Here is a 20,593-nt window from a genome sequence, read left to right on the forward strand (position 1 = left end):
GTGGCGCGGCAACGAGGACGGCCGCTGTGCCGCTGTTGCGCCCGGACCCGTGAGACCACCCGCGGACGTCAGGCGCGGGCGAGTTCGGCCGCGCCGAAGGAGACGTCGAAGCGGTCGCACCAGATGCTGACGCTGGTGTACCGAGCGGGGTCGGTGTCGTCGGGCAGGACGTAGTTCTGGCTCCCCTTGTTGCCCTTGAGCTTGCCCAGACTGACGTACTTCCCGTCGTCGAAGACGTGCCAGCCGGGCTTCCCCTCCTTCACAGGGGCGTCGGTCAGCCACACGCGCAGGTCCGGTCCATTGCTGGTGTCGAGGTTCTCCAGCCGGACGACGTGGGAGCCATCGGCGAGCCGTACGAGTTTCACCGTGCCCGATGTCGCGTGTTCGTGGCTGATCAGTTCACCACGCGCCAGCGTCTGCGGACCGACCGGTGAGGAGGGCGTCTCGGCCTCCGCCGCCGCGGGTGGGGCAGATGTGGCCACCACCTCGGGCAGAGTCTCTTGGACGGTCTCGTCCTGCCACAGTTTCCACGGCTGGAACCAGTACAGCCCGAAACCGACGCCGGCCATCGCGACCACTACCACCCCGATGACCAACGGTCCGGTCAGCACCTTCCGCTTACGCCTCATCCTTGCTTCGCCCCTTCAGAGTTCGCCTGTCCCACCCATTCAACGCGGCGGACCGCCGTTTCGAAGCCCGCAGGAGATGACGGAACTCTTACGTGCTCTCACGTCCGACGGGAAGGCCTGCCGGGCGCAAGTGCGCCGGGGCTGCGGGGCGCCTTGGTCATCACTTCCCGATGCCCGGAATGTACCGCCCAGGGAGACCATTTACGTACGTGACCGAATAGGCCGCGACATTAGGGCATTCCAACTGCCCGGTGTAACACGGCGGGGAATACCGGGCGCTGAAGGAGGAGGAAACAAACTAGTCAGAGCGGATTCCCCATGAACAACACCGGCCCGGCTTCCGGATACCAGAGCTACGACCAACCCCCAGTGCCCGACCATTCCGCCCGCAACCAGGCCACCGCGCGCAGAACGGCTCTCACCCTCTGTACGATCGCCGACGTCGCGGCCGGTCTGCTGGCCTTGTGGATCGTGCTCTACTTGCTCGACGCCAACCAGGCGAACCCATTCGTGGAGTTCGTGCACGGAGCGGCGGACTGGCTTTCCGGCTGGGCGCAGGACATTTTCACCATGGACACAGAAGGGCTACGTGTCATCCTCAATAATGGACTTCCAGCCATTATTTATCTGCTGATCGGTCACGGCATCGCCGCACGGATCAACCGCACCTGATGTGTGACGCGGGCGTGGTGCTTACCTGGACCGGCCGCATTGGCGTCCGCCGTCAGCCTCTCAGCAGTCGAACCGACCGTCAGGCTACCGGTGTCCGCGTCACAGGCGTTCGACGATGGTCACGTTGGCCTGGCCCCCGCCCTCACACATCGTCTGCAGCCCGTAGCGGCCGCCGGTGCGTTCCAGCTCGTGCAGGAGCGTGGTCATCAGCCGGGTTCCAGTGGCTCCGAGCGGGTGGCCCAGGGCAATCGCCCCGCCGTTGGCGTTGACCTTCTCGGGGTCGGCACCGGTCTCCTTCAGCCAGGCCAGCACCACCGAGGCGAAGGCCTCGTTGATCTCGACCAGGTCGATCTCGTCGAGCGTCATCCCGGACTTCTTCAGGGCGTACGCGGTGGCCGGGATGGGGGCGGACAGCATGCGGATCGGGTCCTCGCCGCGTACGGAGAGGTGGTGGACGCGGGCCCTGGGGGTGAGACCGTGCTCCCGTACGGCCCGTTCCGACGCGATCAGCATGGCCGAGGCGCCATCGGAGATCTGTGACGAGAGGGCAGCGGTCAGCCGGCCGCCTTCCACCAACGGTTGCAGTCCCGCCATCTTCTGCGGGCTGGTGTCGCGGCGCGGGCCCTCGTCGTGGGTCACGTCGCCGTACGCGACCGTCTCCCGGTCGAAGCGGCCCTCGTCGATGGCCCGGATCGCCCGCCGGTGGGAGCGGAAGGCGAACTCCTCCATGGCTTCCCGTGTGATGTCCCACTTACGGGCGATCTCCTCGGCGCCGAGGAACTGGTTGACCGGCCGGTCGCCGTAGCGGGCCCGCCAGCCCTCGGAGCCGGCGAACGGGCCCCCGGTCAGGCCCAGCGGTTCGGCGGCCTGGCGGGTGGCGAAGGCGATGGGGACCTGCGACATGTTCTGCACGCCGCCGGCGACGACGAGATCCTGGGTGCCGGACAGGACGCCCTGGGCCGCGAAGTGCAGAGCCTGCTGCGAGGAGCCGCACTGGCGGTCGACGGTCACACCGGGCACCTCCTGAGGCAGCCCGGCGGCCAGCCAGCAGGTGCGCGCTATGTCGCCGGCCTGCGGGCCGACGGTGTCGAGGCAGCCGAACACCACGTCCTCGACGGCGGCCGGGTCGACGCCGGAGCGCTCCATCAGCGCGGTCAGCACATGTGCGCCGAGGTCGGCCGGGTGGACGGCGGACAGTCCGCCGCCCCGTCGGCCGACCGGGGTGCGCACCGCTTCGACGATGTAGGCCTCGGCCATGGCGTCTCCTCCTCTGTGTCTGCGACGTGCAGGACTGCCTATGAGTCGTGCAGTGCGATGCCCTCCAGCACCATCGACAGGTACTGACGGGCGATCTCCTCGGGACTGTGGCGTCCGCCCGGCCGGTACCAGGACGCGGCGACCCAGACCGTGTCGCGCACGAAGCGGTAGGTGAGCCGTACGTCCAGGTCGGCGCGGAAGACCTTGGCGGTCACGCCGCGCTCCAGCGTGCCCAGCCATGCCTTCTCGAACTTCTGCTGCGACTCGACGAGATAGGCGAAGTGCGGCTGGGTCCCGAGGTGTTTGGACTCCTTCTGGTAAATGGCGACCGCGGCGAGGTGCCGGTCGATCTCCCGGAAGGACTCGGTCACCAGGGCCTCGAGTGTTTCCCTGGGGCCGAGCCCGGCGCCGAGCACGGCGTCGTACCGGGCCCAGAGCTCGTCCAGGAAGCCGGAGAGGATCTCGTCCAGCATCGACTCCTTGGAATCGAAGTGGTAGTAGAGGCTGCCCGCCAGCATCCCCGCCGCATCGGCGATCTTCCGGACGGTCGTGGCGTTGTAGCCCTGAGCGGCGAACACCTCGGCCGCGATGGCCAGGAGTTCCTCGCGCCGCGCGGGGGTGCTCACCGTGGTCTTCTTGTGGTCGCTGTCGCTGCTGTTCGGCACGGGCCCATTCTCGCCTCACGGGTGCTGGCTGCTGACCGACAGGACCTCGCCGGTCAGGTACGACGCGTAGCCGCTGGCCAGGAACACGATCACGTTGGCCACCTCCCACGGTTCGGCGTAGCGCCCGAAGGCCTCCCGTCCGGTCAGTTCCTCCAGCAGTTCCGGGGTGGTGACCTTGGCGAGGTGCGGGTGCATGGCCAGGCTCGGGGAGACGGCGTTCACCCGCACTCCGTAGGCGGCGGCCTCCACCGCGGCGCAGCGGGTGAGGGCCATGACACCGGCCTTCGCGGCGGCGTAGTGGGCCTGTCCCCGCTGTGCGCGCCAGCCGATCACCGAGGCGTTGTTGACGACGACGCCGCCGGCGCCCGCGGCCTTCATGCGGCGCAGTGCGGCGCGTGTGCAGCGGAAGGTGCCGTTGAGCGTGACGTCGAGGACCTTGTTCCACTGCTCGTCGGTCATGTCGACGACATCGGTGGTGCCGCCGAGACCCGCGTTGTTGACCACGATGTCCAGGCGTCCGTGGTGGTGCTGGGCGTGCTCGAACAGCGCGGTGACCTGGTCGTCGTCGGTGACGTCGCAGGGCAGTGCGGTGACACGATCCGCGCCGAACTCGGCGGCCAGCTCCGCCCCGGCCTCCTTCAGGCGGCGGGCGTGGGCATCCGAGATCACGACCCGTGCCCCCTCCTCCAGCAGCCGCCGGGCGGTGGCGCCGCCGATCCCGGCACCGGCGGCGGCGGTGACCACGGCGGTGCGGCCGGTGAGCAGGTGGTGGCCGGGCAGGTACGGCGGTGGGGCCGAGGTCATGGGCGTACCTCCTTGGGCAGGCCGAGGACGCGCTCGGCGATGCTGTTCCGCTGACCTCGCCAGGCGATGGGCGTGGGTCCGAGGAACGGCTCGACGGCCAGGCGAGGGGTTCGGCGAACGCCACGTGCTTCGGCCCGGTCCGCCGCGGCCGCGCAGGGCGGCGAACTCGCCGGTGAGGTCGGTGCCCAGCCAGGCACGGACGTCGGCGGGAACTCCTGCGCGATGCTCATCGGCGGCTCCCGGCGGCTCTCGACGGCTGACCTCCCGCACGTTAACCTACCAAACACTTGTTAGGGAAGGAGTTGCGGATGCCCACTGCCCGTACCGCGCCCCCGGAGCCCGTCCGTTACGAGCGCCGCGGCGCCGTCGCCCTGGTGACGATGGACCGGCCCGAGTACCGCAACGCCCAGAACTCCGCGATGACCTACGCCCTGGACCGGGCCTTCTACCGCGCTGCGGACGACGACGAGGTGAGGGTCGTGGTCCTCGCCGGAGCGGGGAAGCACTTCTCCGCCGGTCACGACATCGGGACACCCGAGCGGGACGCGCACCTGCCGTTCGACCGCAAGGCCGGACTGTGGTGGGACCACTCGCAGAAGCCGGGGGCCGAGGGCCGCTTCGCCCGCGAGTCCGAGGTGTACCTGGGCATGTGCCGGCGCTGGCGGGAACTGCCCAAACCGGTCATCGCCTCGGTCCAGGGTGCGTGTGTGGCCGGCGGGCTGATGCTCGCCTGGGTCTGCGATCTGATCGTCGCCTCCGAGGACGCCTTCTTCGCCGACCCGGTGGTGCGCATGGGCATCCCGGGGGTCGAGTACTTCGCGCATCCGTGGGTGATGCCGCCACGGATCGCCAAGGAGTTCCTCTACACCGGCGACCGGATGAGCGCGCGGCGCGCCTATGAGGTCGGCATGGTCAACCGTGTCGTGCCTCGTGAGGAACTCACCTGGCGCACACTGGAGTTGGCGGAGCGGATCGCGGCGATGCCCCGGATGGGGCTGGCGCTGACGAAACGCGCCGTCAACCAGGCGGAGGACCTCCAGGGCCTGCACTCGGGGCTGGACTCGGTCTTCGGGCTGCACCATCTCGCCCACGCCCACAACGCCGAGACCGGCGACGACTCGCTCGGCGGGATGGACGTGCGCGCGATGAAGGAGGCACGCCGCTGATGGACCTCGACTTCACCGCCGCCGAGGACGCCTTCCGAGCCGAGGCCCGGGACTGGCTCGCCGCCCGTGTACCGTCCGTCCCGCTGCCGTCGCTGGAGACCGCCGAGGGGTTCGCTGCGCACCGGGAGTGGGAGGGCGTACTGTTCGCCGGCGGCTGGTCGGTGGTCTCCTGGCCCGAACAGTTCGGCGGCCGGGGCTCCTCCCTGCTGGAGTGGCTGATCTTCGAGGAGGAGTACTACCGGGCCGGCGCGCCCGGTCGGGTCTCCCAGAACGGCATCAGCCTCCTCGCCCCCACGCTCTTCGAGCACGGGTCCGACGAGCAGCGTGCACGCGTTCTGCCGTCCATGGCGAGCGGTGAGGTGATCTGGGCGCAGGCCTGGTCCGAGCCGGAGGCGGGGTCCGACCTGGCCTCGCTGCGGTCCGTCGCCGTACGGGCGGAGGGCGGCTGGCGCATCAGCGGGCAGAAGACATGGTCGTCCCGGGCGGCCTTCGCTGACCGGGCGTTCGGGCTGTTCCGCAGCGACCCTGATGCGGACCGGCCGCACCGGGGCCTTACGTACCTGATGTTCCCGTTGGACGCGGACGGGGTGACCGTGCGGCCCATCGGACGGCTGGACGGCAAGCCCGCCTTCGCCGAGCTGTTCCTCGACGGCGTCTTCGTGCCGGACGAAGACGTCATCGGCGAGCCGGGGCAGGGCTGGCGGGTCGCCATGAGCACCAGCGCCAACGAGCGCGGACTGACCCTGCGCAGCCCCGGGCGCTTCACCGCCGCGGCCGGCCGGCTGACCGACCTGTGGCGCTCCACCGGCGGATCCGCGTATGGCCCCGAATCCGGATCGCGCGCTGGCTCCGCATCCCGCTCCGACTCCGGCGCGCGCTCCGGCTCCGATTCCCGCTCCGGCTCCAACCCCGGCCCCAGCCCCGGCCCCGGCCCCGGCCCCAACGACGCCGCGTTGCGCGACCGGGTCGCCGACGCGGTCATCGGTGCGCGCGCCTACCAGCTGTTCACCTACGCGCACGCCTCGCACATCGCCGCGGGTGGATCGATCGGCGCGGAGTCCAGCCTCAACAAGGTCTTCTGGTCCGAGCTGGACATCGCCCTGCACGAGACCGCCCTCGATCTGCTCGGCCCCTACGGCGAGCTGTCCGACGAGGCCGGCGAGGCGCCGGCCCACGGCAGTTGGGCTGACGGCTACACCTTCTCCCTGGCCGGGCCGATCTACGCCGGCACCAACGAGATCCAGCGCGACATCATCGCCGAGCGGCTGCTCGGCCTGCCCAAGGGGCGCCGGTGATGCGTTTCCTTCTCAGCGACGAGCAGCGGCAATTCGCCCGCACCCTGGACGGCATGCTGAGATCCGCCGGCACGCCCGGCGTCGTACGGTCCTGGGCGTCCGGCGACCACGGACCCGGACGCGCCTTGTGGGCCATGCTCGCGAAGGTCGGCGTCTTCGCACTCGCGGTGCCGGAGGAGCATGAGGGTGCGGGGCTGCTGCCCCTCGAACTGGCCGTCGGCTTCGGTGAGCTGGGCCGTCATGCCGTGCCCGGTCCGCTGGCCGAGACGGCCGCCGCTGGTGCCCTGCTGGGGCGGCTCGGGGGCGACGCGGCCCGCGTCTGGCTTCCGCGGCTCGCGTCCGGCAAGGCCGTGGCGTCCCTGTGTGTCCTGTGGCCAGGAGGCAGCCCGTACGCACTGGACGCCGACGCCGCGGACGCGGTGTTCGTCGTGGACGGCGACACCGTGCGGCTCGCGGACGCGCACGGCCCGGTGCAGCCGTCGGCCGACCCGGCGCGGAGGCCGGCCCGCCCGCTCGGCGGAGTCGTGGTCGCACAGGGACCCGCGGTGCCGACGGCCGCCGCGTACGCTGCCGATGTGGCGGCGCTGGTCACGGCCGCGCAGGCCCTCGGAGTGGGACGGACCCTGCTGGAGCGCACGGTGCAGTACGTGCGGCAGCGCACCCAGTTCGGGGTGGCCGTCGGCTCGTTCCAGGCGGTGAAGCATCGCCTGGCCGACACCTTCATCGCCCTGGAGTTCGCCCAGCCGCTGGTCCACGCCGCCGCCCTGGCCCTGACGGCGGGCGATCCGGCGGCGGGCCGAGAGGTCGCCGCGGCGAAGGTGTCCGCCTGCGAAGCGGCGTACGCGGCGGCGCGTACGGCCCTGCAACTCCACGGTGCCGTCGGCTACACCGAGGAGCTGGACCTGTCCCTGTGGATCCGCAAGGCCCGCCCCCTGCGCACCGCCTGGGGTACTCCTGCCGTATGCCGAGCGCGGGTACTGGCAGGTTGACGCAGACGTCGTTGTGCGATGAAGCCGACGGCCGTCCTCACACGGCAGTGGTGAGCCTGCCGAGCGTGGCGTGTGCTTCCGCCATGATCCTGTCGACGAGTTCGGCGCAGGACGGCAGGTCGTCGATCAGCCCCCCGACCTGGCCGCAGGCCATCACGCCCAGGTCGGTGCGGCCGTCGACCATCGCGGCCTTGAGCAGCATCGGGGTGTTGGCGGCCAGGAGGAGCTGGCCCCAGTGCAATTCCTTGCCGCGCTTCATGGCCAGGCCGTCGCGCACCAGTTTGGCCCAGCTCATGCCCGACTCCCGTCTGAAGGCGGAGGCGTGCCGCAGGGCACGCAGCAGGGAGGCCGCGCGGCCGGAGCGCTCCAGCGCGTCCACCAGGTCGGTGCGCAGCATCCGGTGGGGCAGGCCGTCGACTCGGGTGGTGACGATGACGTCCTGGACACCCGCCGCGAGGTAGCGGGCCTTGACCGCTTCCGGGACGGTGCTGTCGGAGGTGAGCAGGAAGCGTGTGCCCATGGCCACGCCGGCGGCCCCGTAGGCCAGGGCCGCCACCAGTCCGCGTCCGTCCCGGAAGCCGCCGGCGGCGATCACGGGGATGTCCACGGCTTCCACGACCTGCGGCAGCAACACAGTGGTGGCGACGCTGCCGGTGTGGCCGCCACCTTCGCCACCCTGCACCAGCACGGCGTCGACGCCCCAGGACGCGACCTTCTCGGCATGCCGCCGGGCGCCCACGGAGGGGATGACGACCACGCCCCCGTCCTTCAGACGGGCGATCAGCTCCGGCCGCGGAGCGAGCGCGAAGGAGGCCACCTTCACGCCTTCGTCGAGGATGATCCGCACCCTCTCCCCCGCGTCCGAGGCGTCGGCCCGCAGGTTGACTCCGAAGGGCGCGTCGGTACGGGACCTGACCTCGCGCACGGCCGAGCGGAGCTGCTCCGGGGTCATGGTGGCGGACCCGAGGATGCCCAGGGCCCCGGCGTTGGCGGCGGCGGAGACGAGGCGGGGTCCGGCCACCCACCCCATGCCCGTCTGCACGATGGGGGTGCGGACCCCGACGAGTTCGGTGAGGGCCGTGGCGATGGCGGTGTCGCTCATGCGGGCACCTCACGGTCGCGGGCGCCCTTCGGGTCGATGACCTCCCGGACGAGGCGCAGCTCCTCGGCGGTGGGCTCACGGGTGCACGGCACCTCGTCCGGGACGGTGAGGGCGAAGCCGGTGGCCTCCAGGATCTGCTCGACGGTGACCCCCGGGTGCCGCGAGCGCAGCCGCATCGAGTGGTCCGGGGTGGCGAAGTCGAAGACCCCCAGGTTGCTGACCACCTCCGGGACGTGGTGGAAGCGGGTGGCCGACGGGCCGGCCTCGGCCGCACGGTCGTACCCGACTCCGCACACCATGTCGACCTGCTCCACGAAGACGCGCGGGGAGTGCTTGGGCACCCAGTAACTGGTCGGATTGTTCAGCGTGTTGGCGGGAGCACCCCGGACGCCCAGCAGTTGCCGGGCGGGACGGGCCCAGTCGCCGATGCAGGAGATGTTCTGGTTGCCGTGGCGGTCGATCTGGCCGGCGCCCATCATCACGTGCCGCCGTCCCGTGGCCACGAGAGCCAGATGCTGACGGTAGGGCAGCCAGCCCTCGACCACCTGGGCGCGGGCACCGAGCGCCGGGACGTCGCCGATCAGCAGGGCCTCGCCGTCGGTGAGCAGCAGGTCGGGCGTGAACGTCTGCTTCGCCAGCCGGGCGCCGATGGCGGGGACGGTGCCCATGGGGCTTGCCAGGACCTCTCCGGCGTGGCGCCAGGCCTCCGCGCAGGCCACCACGCAGTACTCGGCGCGCGTCACGCCGGTCGCCGTCACACCGCTGCTCATGACTGCTGCTCCTCGTGGAAGGCCTTGACGGCGGCCTGGTACGCCCTTTCGTCGCCGGACAGGAACCGCTCGGTGAACCTCTGCCAGGCCTTCGCATCGCGGGCGGCCCGCGCGTAGGCCTGCTGGAACGCCTCATCTCGGTCGTGGTCCGGGACACAGGAGGTGAAGTGGGCTCCGTTCGGGGTCTGGACGACGCCGTTCACGAAGGCCCGTTTGACCAGCAGCGTCTGCGGGCCTGCATCCTTGAGCAGGTCGGCGGTGTCGACGATCCGCTCGCAGGAGACGTAGGAGGCGGCAGCGGCCTGGCAGAAGAGGTCGTCGAAGTACGGGTCGGGTCCGAGGTACTGCGCGTTGCCCTGCGCGTCCGCCCGGTTGAGGTGGACGAGCGCGGCGTCCAGGCTCAGGGCGGGCACCGCGACGAGCTCCTCGGCGTCCTCGTAGGGCGAGGTGACGGTGCGCAGGTGCGGGTTGACCTTCATCACGTCGGAGCCGAGACCGGCCCGGACCGGCAGGAAGGGCAGCCGTTGCGCGGCGGCGGTCAGGCCCCACATGAACATCGCCTCGTCCAGCTCCACCAGGTCGAAGGCCCCGCGCTGCCGGGCGGCGGTGAAGTGCGGCTCCAAGGGGACGGAGTCAAGGGTGGCGAACGGGGCCACGAGGGTGCGGATCCGTCCCGCCGCGGCGAGCAGGCCGACGTCGGGACCGCCGTAGGACACCACGGTCAGGTCGGTGATGTCGGAGCGCAGCAGCGCGCGGACCAGGGCCATCGGCTTGCGGCGCGATCCCCAGCCGCCGATGCCCAGGGTCATGCCGGTCCGGAGCCGGCCGACCACTTGCTCGGCGGTCATCGTCTTGTCGCTCAACACGACTCCCCCGTGGGCGACTTGGGTGACTGGGATGACGGGGATGGCTGGGACCGCTGGGACGAGACGAACGCCTCGCGGTACCGGTCCGACACGCCGCTGAGGTTGGCCTCGAACGTGAAGCCCTGCTCGAAACGGTAGCTGCGGCGGACGTCCACCGGGTCGATGCCATTGATCGAAGCCTTGGCGAAGCGGATGAGCAGCCCGTCCTTGGCGGCGATCTCCCTGGCCAGCTCCATCGCCGCGACGTGCAACTGCTCACGCGGGACGACCCGCCAGACCGAGCCGTGGCGGTGCAGTTCGTCGGCCGTCACGGTGCGCGAGGTGTAGTAGAGCGTCCTCATCAGGTGCTGGGGCACCAGCCGGGCCAGGTGAGTGGCCGCTCCGAGCGCACCCCTGTCCAGCTCGGGCAGCCCGAAGGTCGCGTCGTCGCTCGCCACGATCGAGTCGGCGTTGCCGACCAGGCCGATACCGCCGCCCACACAGAAGCCCTGCACAGCGGCGACCACGGGGACCTCGCAGTCGTAGACCGCAGCGAACGCCTCGTAGCAGCCTCGGTTGGTGCCGACGAGCGCCGTGTACCCCTCGGTGCGCTGCATCTCCTTGATGTCGGCGCCGGCGTTGAACCCGCGCCCCGTCGCGGTGAGGACGACGCAGCGTACGCCGGGATCGCAACCGGCCGCGCGCACCGCTGTGGCCAGGTCGTACCAGCCCTGCACGGGAACGGCGTTGACCGGTGGGAAGTCCACGGTGATGACGGCGATGCCCTCGTCGGGGCTTGTGGTGGAGACACCCATGAGCGGATCAGCTACCTTTCCACCAAACGTTTGTTAGGCATGAAGGTAGCAGCGGAGTACGCCTCGCGGGAGGTCCCCCATGGCAACGATCACCGACCTGAGCGGACGCGTCGCGGTGGTCACCGGCGGAACGAGGGGTGTGGGCGCGGGCATCGCCCGGGCCTTGCTGGAGGCCGGAGCCGAGGTGGTGACCTGCGCCCGGCGCCCGGCGGACCGGCCTGTCGAAGCGGGTGGGCGCACCGCCCGGTTCCTCCCGGTCGACCTGCGTGACGCGGACGCCGTCGACGCCTTCTTCACGCACGTGGGGGGCGAGTACGGCAGGCTGGACGTCCTCGTCAACAACGCCGGGGGCACGCCGTACCGGATGCTGCAGGAAGGCGGGGCCCAACGGCACGCACGGGTGATCGAGTTGAACCTGCTCGCTCCCCTGACCGCCTCCCTCGCCGCCCACGAGCAGATGCGCGCCCAGCCCGGCGGCGGGTCGATCGTCATGATCGGCAGTGTGAGCGGCAGCCGTCCGTCACCGGGCTCGGCGGCCTACGGCGCGGCCAAGGCGGGACTGGAGCAGCTGGCCCGCAGCATGGCAGTGGAATGGGCCCCGCTGGTCCGGGTCAACACCCTGGTCCTCGGCATGGTGCGCACCGAGCTGTCGCATCTGCACTACGGCGACGAGGACGGGGTCGCGGCCGTCGGCCGCACGGTGCCGCTCGGCCGGCTCGCCGACCCGGCCGAGGTGGGAGACGCCTGTGTCTTTCTCGCCTCCGAACGGGCGGCGTACATCAGCGGCGCGAGCCTGCTCGTCCACGGCGGTGGGGAGCGCCCGGCCTTCCTCGACGCCACCACCACCGGCAACTGACCTGCGAGAGAAGGGACCCGGAGCATGTCCGGACTGTGCAGCGAACGTGTCGCGATCGTCACCGGGGCGGGGCGCGGACTCGGCCGGGCGCACGCCCTCGCCCTCGCCGCCGAGGGTGCGAGGGTCGTCGTGAACGACCTCGGTGCCGGCCTCGACGGGACCGGATCCGGGACGGAGCCCGCCCAGCTCGTCGTCGACGAGATCGTTGCCCGCGGTGGACAGGCGGTCGCCCACGGCGGGGACATCGCCACGACGGAGGGCGCGGCCTCGTTGATCCGCGCCGCCGTCGAGACCTACGGCCGCCTCGACACCCTGGTCAACAACGCCGGGTTCCTGCGCGACCGCATGCTGGTGAACCTCGGCGAGAACGACTGGGACGCCGTCATGCGCGTCCATCTCAAGGGGCACTTCCTTCCGCTGAAGCACGCGGCGGCCCACTGGCGCGCGGAAGCCAAGGCGGGCCGGGTCCCGGCCGCGCGGGTCGTCAACACCAGCAGTGGAGCGGGACTGGTGGGGAGCGTCGGCCAGGGCAACTACTCCGCGGCCAAGGCCGGGATCATCGGGCTGACCCTGGTCGCCGCCGCCGAGATGGGCCGTTACGGCGTTCTGGTCAACGTCATCGCCCCGGCGGCGCGTACCCGGATGACCGAGGCGACGTTCGCCGAGACCATGGCGGTCCCTGACACCGGCTTCGACGCCATGGCTCCGGAGAACGTGTCCCCGCTCGTCGTGTGGCTCGGCTCCGCGGCCTCCGTCGGTGTGACGGGGCGGGTGTTCGGGGCGGAGGGCGGTCGCATCACGGTCATGGAGGGATGGCGCCCCGGCCCCACGGCGGACAAGGGCGCCCGCTGGTCCCCGGCCGAGGCCGGCGAGGCCGCGCTGAAGCTCCTCGCGGAGGCGACCACCCCTGAGCCGGTGTACGGGGCGCAGCGACCTCCGGGCGGATGAAGGGGCCCTTCGAGCAGCTGGCTCGACGCGGTGAGCCGAAGCTCGGGAGTTGTCACCAGCGGGACCGGCTGAGCTGGCGAACAGGGGCGGCCTAAGCAGCCTGGTTGTCACCAAACGAGGCATCCGACTTGTCGCAGGCTCATTCGGCCGTCCTTCTGTCACCAGAAAGATCTGTCGGGCTGTGCAGCGGAATTGGGAACGGCGAGTTCGGCCCGGGACCTACGCTGGCGCTACCTTCCACCCTGTTCAGGAGTAGCGTGCCGCCTGCCTTCGTTCACCGGATCACGAAGTACGACCCCGCCGACCGTGACGAACACGGCAGCTACCGGGGCGCCGAGGAGGCGGTCAGCGATCACGGGCCGGTCGAGGCCGCGTATCTGGAGGCGATCTCCGCGTTCGCGGAAGCTGCGGGCATTGACCGGCTGGAGATCCGTGAGCCCTCTGTCGCCGGGCTCGTCCACCTCGGTGCCCAGCCGGCGGTCGAGGGGCACGGTCTCCGCGGGCTCTTCCCGGCTGACCTCACCGGTTACCACGACGGGGCCGAGGTCTCCCTGGCGGTGGCCCTGGAGCTGATCCGCGTCATGCTCCGTGAGCAGGGCGCCTGGTGCCGGCTGGAGGCGGGAGACGTTTTCGCCGTGCACGTCGGATGGGACCAGTACGTGTACGTGGGCAGCGACCAGCCCTGCACGGACGCCGTGGCCCGTACGCGGGAACTCGGCCTCTTCGCGGAACCGGTAGAGACTTCCCCCTACGCCGCGGAACCAGAGGTGACAGAGGCCGCCGGCGAAGGCTTCTGGGCGTTGGTGCGCATCGAGCTGGCGGTGCGACAAGGCCTGCTCCTGGAGGAGACCTCCGTCGTCAACGCCACACGCTGGCACCGTCTCACCACGGAAAACCTCAACGCGGTGCGCGCCGGTCTCGGCCCCCGCGCCCTGCTGACCGTCTGGCCCGACCTGCAACCCGACGTCGGAGCGGTCCTGACCGCGCTGCCGTCCGAATGGCACATTGAGTTCGTCTGGGAGACGAAGGATGGAACGATCAGAGACGTGGTCGTCGATGAGACCGAGTACCAGGAGCTCGCTGCCCTGGTAGCCGACGCGCGAGCGGCGCGTGCCCTGCCCCTCTACACCGACGAACGCAGTCCACTGCTCCAAGCCGTTCTACCCGACAGCGACGGCGTGCTGCGCGCACGATGGTGACCTGATTCATGAAAGCCGGCCCGACGAAACCCGCACGTCAGCATGCTGACCGCCAACTCGACCGCCCCTGTCAGCTGAAGCGCACAGTCACACAGCAGCGCCGGTGACAACTACCCTGCCGATGTGACAGCTATCGTGCTTCGGCTCACGCGGCGGTGAGCGTTCCCGGCGAAGCAGCCTGAAATCAGTAGTCGAGGTCGATGTAGTCGATGTCGTTGATGGCGACGTCCGACAGCCCCATTGCGCGGGCTCCTCCGTCCTGGAAGTAGGTGGTCCTGAATCCGTCGGCGATGATCTGACGCAGTTGCTGATCGGTGGCGCCGGCCTCGCGGGCGTCGAACAGCTGCTGGGCGTACGCCGGCGGGAGGTGCACGGTGAGGCGGCGGAAGCGGCCGTCGTCGGTTGTGCCGATCGGTGCCGTGTAGCCGAAGCGGGCTCTCGTCTCCACCGTGATCCCGCGCCTGGTGGCGGCCTCTTCGCGCCGGCGTCTGCGGACCTGAGGCTGCCATCGGGACCGGACGGCGGCATCGATCCTCTGCTGGATCTCCTGCGGTGGGCGTTTGCGCTCGCCCGTGCGGTAGCGCTCCACCGAACGCCGGCTCACCCCGAGCTCCGCCGCGACGGCCCGTGTCGTCTTCAGCTGCCTCATCAGGAAGTTGATCTGGCCCTTGAGCGTCCTGGGTGGCCGGCGAGTGAAGGACTCCTGGTCGGCGCGCTCGATGGCGTCGTCGATTTCTCCCACAGCGTCAGTTCCCTTCCGAGCTCGAGCTCTACTCGCCTTCGTCAAGGACGGCGTCGCCGCCCTTGATGTGGCGGGAGGGGTTCAGGCCCTTCTCCATCAGGTCGACCGCCCAGAGCATCTCCTGGACGCCCTCCAGTTTCGCCATGCCCGGGCTGGGGCCGAGGCGGAAGCCGCCGGGCTGGGGCTTGCCGGAGGCGGCGTAGGGAAGGAAGTCCAGCGGTGAGGGGCCGGGGCTGGGGTAGACGACGCAGTCGGACAGCACCGCGAGCGGGTACAGGCCCGTCATCCGGGACATGTTCAGCAGTTTGCGGTGCATGTTGATCCGTGCCTTGGAGATGACCGCGGCGCGGATGTCGGGGCGCCAGGTCGGGCGTTCCAGGGCCGGCCACCGCTCCCCCTCCTTGTAATGCCGTCCTTGGGGGCGCTCGCGCAACTTGCCGATGCCGCCCTTGACAGTGGCCTTGATCGCCGCGAGGACGGCTGCCAGGGCCGGGTCGGCGTCCTTGTGTCGCTCCATCGCCGCGAGGAAGGAGTTGTCGTCCAGGTCTCGGGTGACCCCGAGGTCGGCGAGGGTGTCGAGGTAAGCGGTCTTGAGCCGGTCGTGCCACGGATCCAGGTACGCGCCGGTCTCCCGCCGCAGGTACGCCTCCAGCGGCTGCACGTTGTAGCCGAGTTCCTGGGCATAGGCGACGGTGTACGTCTGGTACCAGGCCGGGCCGGCCGGCCGCTCACCGGTCGGTGTGAACGGGCTGGGCAGGCGAGGGTCGAGCTCCACGTGCGAGAGGTCCACCAGCCAGGAGCCGGGGATCTTCGGATTGAACTGCGGTGCCCGGAAGTGGTCCGGTGCCGACAGGCCGACCGTGAGCCGGGCGGCGGCCGCGAGGAACGCGGTGTTCAGGTCCAGGCCGACCGCGTAGGGCAGGTGGCACTCCTCGTCGGTCAGCAGGTCGACGTCGCGGACCCACTGGTACGCCTCCTCGTTCAGGAAGCCGCCCTTCCAGCCGGAGTTGACGACCACGGGATGCTCCGGCGTGGCCTCCGGCGGCGCCGGGTCCATCGGCTCCGTCCCGAGGCTGCCCGGATTGTGGCCGGGGATCCAGTTGCCGGTCGCTTCGTCGCGTACCGCGCGTGTGGGCGGGCGCAGGGCCGTCATCAGCTCCAGTCCCGAGACGGCCGTGGAACCGCGCGGGGTGATGACGCCTTGGGCATAGACACCGAGGACACGGGCGATGTCGGCCGGCTCCATGTCGGCGAGGCCGGGCCAGGACCGCTCGTCGAGGGCGTCCCAGGACAGGAGGGCCAGCTGTACGCACTGTCGCCGGGTGCCGTGCGCCTTGCGGTAGATGCGCGCCCAGGGGCCGAACCCGCGCTGGGTGAGCTGCCACTTCGCCTTCGTCACCTGCTTGACGACCGGGTGGTCGTCGGGCAGGCGCAGGGAGCGGCGTTGTTCATGGCCTTCCAGGCGTTCGGGAAGCCCGAGTTGCACGGCAGCCGCGGCGGTGAGGACGATCAACGGGTCGGAGTCCTTGCCGTTGCGGTGCAGGCGCGGTGCGCCGAGGCCGGACTCGCGCAGTGTCCACTCCACCAGCTCCGGCACGGACGCGGCGGGGCAGTCGAGAACGATGCCGTCGACGCCGTATGCGGAGCCGTCTCCGTCCAGCACGGCCAGTGGACCGTGCGGGAATCGCGCGTCGGCGGCGGGCTGAGGAGGCATTTTCGGCGCCGGACGCCGCGGTGACGCCGCCAGGCGCCGGGGCGTATCGCGCACCGGCGCGACGGATGCTCCTGTGGGAGCGACGCTCTCGGGTTCGGTCTCCTCGGATGCGGGTGGGCTGCCTGGCGCTCTCCCCGACGCCGGCTGGGCCGAGGCGTCCGGAACCGGGGCGCTGTGTGCGGGGTACTTCTCGGCCCAGCCCCGCAGCAGACGCTGGTAGGCCTCCAGGCGTGGCGATTTCGGCTCGGAGCGGCCGTTCTCGTAGTTTTTCACCGTCTGCGTCGTGGTCTTCAGAGCTTGGGCGAGGCGGGCTTGGGTGACACCGGCGGCCTCTCGCAGCCGCGCCCGCTCCGCCGGGTGCGGGAGCTGCGGCTCCTCGTCCAGCAGAGCGTCCACGTTGGCGAACAGCTCTTCCTCGGATGCCATGCCGATCCACCTCCCACCCGGAGCCTACCAACCTTTACCCTCTTGCTTAACCCGTCCTTTAACCCGGGTCAGCAGGTGCGATGCTACTCCCCGGCGAGGTGATCGCCGTGCAGGCAGTGCCGTTGAGGGGCTGGTGGTGCAGGAGGTGCGGAATGGCCAACTAGGCTGCAAGCGGGGCGACTTCACGCGATTCGCACGACGAGTTCCGCACTCGTGATCGCCCGGACGGGTGCTAGCAGGGCCTCACGTACCACACGGGGGTCCAGTCATGGCTGGCCACGCTGAAGGGTGCGCCGAGGGTGGTGTGGATGACGTTGCGGTTCTGGTTCTTGAACAGTGCACGGGTACCGGGGGTCTGGTTGTTGTAGTAGGAGCCGTCGCCGGTCCAGTTCTGCAGCGCGTAGTCCTGACAGTGGTACAGCGCGAGTCGGTCACCCATGCCGAGTTCCTGACGGAACATACAGAAGTACGTGTAGTCGCACTCCCATTGTGCGGCGGCACGGCTTGCGGACGACGTGCTCATCTCACGCACGTATCGCTCACCGGGAACGGTGACCGTCAGCTTGGCACCGTCCGCCAGGGCAATCTCGTTCGCCGAGACCTGTCGTCCGTCCTGGCGGGCGAGGTAGCGGTCCACCTTGGCCTGGAGAGCGCTGGCTTCGCCCCGACTGAGGCCGGCAGCGCGGGCCTGCTTGTCGAAGGCCGCCGGGGTCTGTGCCGTGTCCGCGGATGCCGGTCCCGCCAACCCGACGGCCAGAAGGGCCACGGCTGCAACTGCGAGGGACGCGTACCGCTTCAGTTCGGACATGTCATTCCTTACCTGAGGAGCAAGAGGGACAGGGAACTTGCCCGGGTGCCGGCCCAGCTTTCGTACAACCGGTTCATGACCGGGCTCGCGCGAGGACACCGGCCAGGGCGACGAACAGGCCGGGTGGGGTGCACACCCCGTGGTGAGTCCGGCGTGAAACGCGTCGTGGCTGGTGGGCCCCACGGTGATGCACTGCGGCATCTCCGGGAACGTAACCGCCCTGGCCTACGGTGTCTTCCTGACACCTGTCAGGAAGACACCAGTAGCGGCCCACGACGGCTTCGTCCTCACCACGGGTGCACCATGACCCTCCACCGCCCGGTCGTATGCCCTGCTCCTGCCAGCGGGGCTTCCTGCATGTCCGCCCCGCACCGGCTGTGCCAAGAGCGGCAGCGAGGCGAAGAGACAGCCTGACGAGTGGTGGTCAACCGGTGGGGATCATTGGTGGACGGCTTGTCAGGGCAGGTGTGACAGCAGTAGCTCGGTGAGTCGTTCGGGCGTACGGAGTGGCAGGTAGTGGTCGGCGTCCGGGACCGTCTCGCCGCGGGCACCGGGGATGTCGGTGACAAGTCGTCCGGCGATCACCGCAATCTCCGGGTGGTCGTGGTGGCCGTGGATGACCAGCGTCGGCGCGAGGATGTCTGCCAGGTGTGGTTCGGCATCACGGCCCGGGGAGACGACGCAGTGCTGTTCGTTCACGACTCGCCGCTTGGCGTTCGAGGCGACCATCGTCTCGATGAGCTCTCCTCCGGGAGCCGTACGGCCCATGGCTGCCCAGATCGTCAGTTCCAGCTCGGCCAGGGTGGCCGTCTCACGCTTGCGCCGGGCTGTGGCATAGGCCGACAACTCGGGGCTCTGCGGCCAGACGTGACCGCTGACCGAGGCGCCGACCAGGGCCAGCGCGGCGACCCGCTCCGGGTGGGCGAGGGCGAAATCGAGCGCGCTCTCCCCGCCCATACTCAACCCGACCAGCGCGGCTCGACGAAGGCCGAAGTGGTCAAGGACGGTGCGCAGATCCTCGACATCGCTGAACGGCTTGCTCGGAGGTGTGGAGCGTCCCAGCCCGCGGGCGTCGTAGCGGATCACGTCGTGGTGGCGGGCCAACTCGGGAGCGACGGCGTCCCACAGGCGGGAGTCCATGCCGGCACCGTGCAGTAGCACGACCGGGCTTCCGGTGCCGCCGCGCTCAGCCCAAAGCCGACCGCCGTCCGGGGTGGGAATGCGGACTTCCCGTGGAGGCCCGTCAGATCGTTCGTCAGCGCTGGCTATCACGTTGCGATCATTTCAGAGCGTTCAACCGGGATGCCACGTTCGAAAAGGACGCCGGCCCGGCGGCGCGTGAGCCGGCGCCTTCGGCGACCTTCATGCGCAGACGTGCAGGATGGCCTGGGCTCCCGGCGCGGCGGTAGGCATCCGTCGTGGAGTCACCCGCCGTGACAGCGGAGACTTTCGTCATCGCGTCCGAGTGCGTCTCGGCGAATTCCGGGCATGCGTTGCCCTGACATGTGTCAGGAGTTCAGCACCCGCCCCCTCGCTAGGGTCTGTCCACGGCGCTGCCCGCAAGGTCAGCACCTTCACTTTCGACGAGGGGGACCCATGAGTCGCTCCATGGACCGCAGGACTCTTCTGAGGTCGGCCGGGTCCGCGGCGGTAGCGGGATCGCTGGGCGCGCTGGGCGCCGCGGCGCTCGCCACACCCGCGCACGCTGCATCCGCAACGATCAACACCGACCAGGTGATGGCCACCACCAATCGCGTGACCCACGCTCCCAACCAGCGCGGAACCATCGGCATCGAGCTCCGCTCCGGCCACTACAACGGCTACCAGTACGGCTGGGGACGGCTCGTCGGCTCCGGCTGGGACCTGCGGGGCTGGATCTGGCTCGACATCAGCAGGGACGGCGGCAGAACCTGGTCCTTCGCCGACGGCACCTATCTGTCGGACGGCACCGGCTATGCGCACACGTCCGGGTGGCTCACCCAGTCCGACCCGAACTACGTGTTCAGGGCCAGCTACGACAGCAACTTCAGGGCCGTCAACCCGTACCTCCAGAGCGGAATCTGGTAGCAGTCGTCCGGTCGGCGGCCCCCGGTCGCAGGCCGCCATGGGGACCGTCCCGCCCGCAGCCGTGGGCCGCCGGCAGCGGTGACCTGTGAGGGCTGCACATCTCCGGCGCCACGGTCGATCTCAGCAGCGCGGTTCTCCAGCGGTGCAGTCCACTTCACGGGGGCCTCGCCCGGAGCCGGTGTCCCCTCCACCCACTCAAAGCATTTCGAGCGAGACCGACTCGGCGCGTCCTTGTTGGCCACACACCACCAACTCCACCCCAGGGGGAACACCTTGAAAGCACCCACGCGCAAGCTCTCGGCCCTCGTCACCGGAGTGGCACTCACCGCACTGGGCACCGTCTTCTCCGGCACGGCCGAGGCGGCCGATCCGTGCTGGTGGGGCGATGGCGGCATGCGCATGTACTGCAACAACGTCTCCGGGGCCACCGTCTACGCCACCCCCGACACCAGCCGTCCCGTCGGCAAGATGTACTCGAACCCGAGTTGGTTCGAGTGCCGCAGGGACACCGGTGCCTACGTCGGCGGCCCGCACCCGAACCGGTGGCTCTGGACGCAGGCGGACAACGGCAAGTGGGGCTGGATGAAGGACACGGACATCTACAGCGAGACGGACCCGGTGCCCACGCACATCGGCAACGGCATCCCCCAGCCCTGCTGACGTCGGCACCTCGACCGTCCGGCCGTCTGCGAGCGTCTCATCACACTCGGAGGCGGCCGACGCGCGCTCCGGGAGTGCACGTCGACCTGGCAACACCAGCTCTGGGCGATCTGGGCGCGGCTCGGCTCGGCTGTATCAACCCTGCGGCCTCGCGTCCCAGCCGC

At 70.2% G+C, this 20,593-nt stretch carries 22 protein-coding genes; 9 read left to right on the forward strand and 13 right to left on the reverse strand.

Annotation, left to right across the window (positions count from 1 at the left end; translation table 11 throughout):
- Positions 1-68: 68 nt before the first annotated feature.
- Positions 69-629, reverse strand: a complete 561-nt coding sequence (locus ACFY9S_RS38370) for a DM13 domain-containing protein (RefSeq protein ID WP_391138439.1) — start codon at positions 627-629, stop codon at positions 69-71.
- Positions 630-947: 318 nt separating this feature from the next.
- Here ACFY9S_RS38370 and ACFY9S_RS38375 point away from each other — a divergent pair, with 318 nt between their 5' ends.
- Positions 948-1,301, forward strand: a complete 354-nt coding sequence (locus ACFY9S_RS38375) for a hypothetical protein (protein ID WP_391138441.1) — start codon at positions 948-950, stop codon at positions 1,299-1,301.
- A gap of 99 nt (positions 1,302-1,400) precedes the next feature.
- Here ACFY9S_RS38375 and ACFY9S_RS38380 read toward each other — a convergent pair whose 3' ends face one another.
- The 4 genes from ACFY9S_RS38380 to ACFY9S_RS38395 are packed head-to-tail and all read right to left on the reverse strand — an operon-like array spanning position 1,401 to position 4,257.
- The gene (locus ACFY9S_RS38380) at positions 1,401-2,558 is read right to left on the reverse strand and encodes an acetyl-CoA C-acetyltransferase (protein ID WP_391138443.1); all 1,158 of its coding nucleotides are present in this window, start codon (positions 2,556-2,558) and stop codon (positions 1,401-1,403) included.
- Positions 2,559-2,596: 38 nt separating this feature from the next.
- Positions 2,597-3,223, reverse strand: coding sequence for a TetR family transcriptional regulator (locus ACFY9S_RS38385; RefSeq protein WP_391138444.1), 627 nt, complete (start codon positions 3,221-3,223; stop codon positions 2,597-2,599).
- A 15-nt stretch (positions 3,224-3,238) separates the two neighbouring features.
- Positions 3,239-4,027 carry an SDR family oxidoreductase gene (locus ACFY9S_RS38390; RefSeq protein WP_391138446.1) on the reverse strand — a complete coding sequence of 263 codons (789 nt, stop codon included), beginning with the start codon at positions 4,025-4,027 and terminating at the stop codon, positions 3,239-3,241.
- Entirely contained in the window at positions 4,024-4,257 is a 234-nt protein-coding gene (locus ACFY9S_RS38395) for a hypothetical protein (RefSeq protein WP_391138448.1), read from the reverse strand. The genes ACFY9S_RS38390 and ACFY9S_RS38395 overlap by 4 nt, the downstream gene beginning before the upstream one ends.
- Positions 4,258-4,335: 78 nt before the next feature.
- On the opposite strand from ACFY9S_RS38395, the gene ACFY9S_RS38400 reads away from it, so the two are divergent.
- From ACFY9S_RS38400 to ACFY9S_RS38410, 3 genes are read left to right on the forward strand one after another with little or no spacing between them, the layout of a single operon-like run.
- Positions 4,336-5,193, forward strand: coding sequence for an enoyl-CoA hydratase (locus ACFY9S_RS38400; protein ID WP_391138450.1), 858 nt, complete (start codon positions 4,336-4,338; stop codon positions 5,191-5,193).
- The gene (locus ACFY9S_RS38405; protein ID WP_391138452.1) at positions 5,193-6,488 is read left to right on the forward strand and encodes an acyl-CoA dehydrogenase family protein; all 1,296 of its coding nucleotides are present in this window, start codon (positions 5,193-5,195) and stop codon (positions 6,486-6,488) included. The genes ACFY9S_RS38400 and ACFY9S_RS38405 overlap by 1 nt, the downstream gene beginning before the upstream one ends.
- Complete coding sequence (locus ACFY9S_RS38410; RefSeq protein WP_391138454.1) at positions 6,488-7,477, forward strand: acyl-CoA dehydrogenase family protein; 990 nt, start codon at positions 6,488-6,490, stop codon at positions 7,475-7,477. The genes ACFY9S_RS38405 and ACFY9S_RS38410 overlap by 1 nt, the downstream gene beginning before the upstream one ends.
- Before the next feature lie 37 nt (positions 7,478-7,514).
- Here the strand turns inward: ACFY9S_RS38410 and ACFY9S_RS38415 are convergent, their stop codons facing one another.
- The 4 genes from ACFY9S_RS38415 to ACFY9S_RS38430 are packed head-to-tail and all read right to left on the reverse strand — an operon-like array spanning position 7,515 to position 11,009.
- Complete coding sequence (locus ACFY9S_RS38415; protein WP_391138456.1) at positions 7,515-8,579, reverse strand: nitronate monooxygenase; 1,065 nt, start codon at positions 8,577-8,579, stop codon at positions 7,515-7,517.
- Positions 8,576-9,349 carry a CoA-transferase subunit beta gene (locus ACFY9S_RS38420; RefSeq protein ID WP_391138458.1) on the reverse strand — a complete coding sequence of 258 codons (774 nt, stop codon included), beginning with the start codon at positions 9,347-9,349 and terminating at the stop codon, positions 8,576-8,578. The genes ACFY9S_RS38415 and ACFY9S_RS38420 overlap by 4 nt, the downstream gene beginning before the upstream one ends.
- Complete coding sequence (locus tag ACFY9S_RS38425; protein ID WP_391138459.1) at positions 9,346-10,212, reverse strand: CoA-transferase; 867 nt, start codon at positions 10,210-10,212, stop codon at positions 9,346-9,348. Before ACFY9S_RS38425 ends, ACFY9S_RS38420 begins: the two co-directional genes overlap by 4 nt.
- Positions 10,209-11,009, reverse strand: a complete 801-nt coding sequence (locus ACFY9S_RS38430) for an enoyl-CoA hydratase family protein (RefSeq protein WP_391138461.1) — start codon at positions 11,007-11,009, stop codon at positions 10,209-10,211. Before ACFY9S_RS38430 ends, ACFY9S_RS38425 begins: the two co-directional genes overlap by 4 nt.
- A gap of 79 nt (positions 11,010-11,088) precedes the next feature.
- On the opposite strand from ACFY9S_RS38430, the gene ACFY9S_RS38435 reads away from it, so the two are divergent.
- The 3 genes from ACFY9S_RS38435 (at position 11,089) to ACFY9S_RS38445 (ending at position 14,012) form a co-directional block, all read left to right on the forward strand.
- A complete protein-coding gene (locus ACFY9S_RS38435) occupies positions 11,089-11,865 on the forward strand; it encodes an SDR family oxidoreductase (RefSeq protein WP_391138463.1) in 777 nt (258 codons plus the stop codon).
- 24 nt (positions 11,866-11,889) lie between these two features.
- Entirely contained in the window at positions 11,890-12,813 is a 924-nt protein-coding gene (locus tag ACFY9S_RS38440) for an SDR family oxidoreductase (RefSeq protein ID WP_391138465.1), read from the forward strand.
- A gap of 257 nt (positions 12,814-13,070) precedes the next feature.
- Positions 13,071-14,012 (forward strand): RNA-binding protein, encoded by a 942-nt coding sequence (locus ACFY9S_RS38445; RefSeq protein WP_391138467.1) that lies wholly within the window; start codon positions 13,071-13,073, stop codon positions 14,010-14,012.
- A 184-nt stretch (positions 14,013-14,196) separates the two neighbouring features.
- On the opposite strand, the gene tpg is transcribed toward ACFY9S_RS38445, so the two are convergent.
- From tpg to ACFY9S_RS38465, 4 genes are all read right to left on the reverse strand, one after another.
- Positions 14,197-14,754 carry a telomere-protecting terminal protein Tpg gene (gene tpg, locus ACFY9S_RS38450; protein ID WP_391138468.1) on the reverse strand — a complete coding sequence of 186 codons (558 nt, stop codon included), beginning with the start codon at positions 14,752-14,754 and terminating at the stop codon, positions 14,197-14,199.
- A 28-nt stretch (positions 14,755-14,782) separates the two neighbouring features.
- Complete coding sequence (tap, locus tag ACFY9S_RS38455) at positions 14,783-16,894, reverse strand: telomere-associated protein Tap (protein WP_391138470.1); 2,112 nt, start codon at positions 16,892-16,894, stop codon at positions 14,783-14,785.
- A 232-nt stretch (positions 16,895-17,126) separates the two neighbouring features.
- Positions 17,127-17,702, reverse strand: a complete 576-nt coding sequence (locus ACFY9S_RS38460; RefSeq protein ID WP_391138472.1) for a hypothetical protein — start codon at positions 17,700-17,702, stop codon at positions 17,127-17,129.
- Positions 17,703-18,158: 456 nt separating this feature from the next.
- On the reverse strand, positions 18,159-18,974 hold the full coding sequence (locus tag ACFY9S_RS38465; protein ID WP_391138473.1) for an alpha/beta fold hydrolase: 816 nt from the start codon (positions 18,972-18,974) through the stop codon (positions 18,159-18,161).
- A gap of 324 nt (positions 18,975-19,298) precedes the next feature.
- On the opposite strand from ACFY9S_RS38465, the gene ACFY9S_RS38470 reads away from it, so the two are divergent.
- Both ACFY9S_RS38470 and ACFY9S_RS38475 read left to right on the forward strand, forming a co-directional pair.
- Positions 19,299-19,769 (forward strand): hypothetical protein, encoded by a 471-nt coding sequence (locus ACFY9S_RS38470; RefSeq protein WP_146046107.1) that lies wholly within the window; start codon positions 19,299-19,301, stop codon positions 19,767-19,769.
- Between the two features lie 273 nt (positions 19,770-20,042).
- On the forward strand, positions 20,043-20,429 hold the full coding sequence (locus ACFY9S_RS38475; protein WP_245936106.1) for a hypothetical protein: 387 nt from the start codon (positions 20,043-20,045) through the stop codon (positions 20,427-20,429).
- Positions 20,430-20,593: the final 164 nt, after the last annotated feature.

Origin of the sequence: Streptomyces sp. NPDC012474 (assembly GCF_042955185.1) — a bacterium.
Classification (GTDB): domain Bacteria; phylum Actinomycetota; class Actinomycetes; order Streptomycetales; family Streptomycetaceae; genus Streptomyces; species Streptomyces cahuitamycinicus.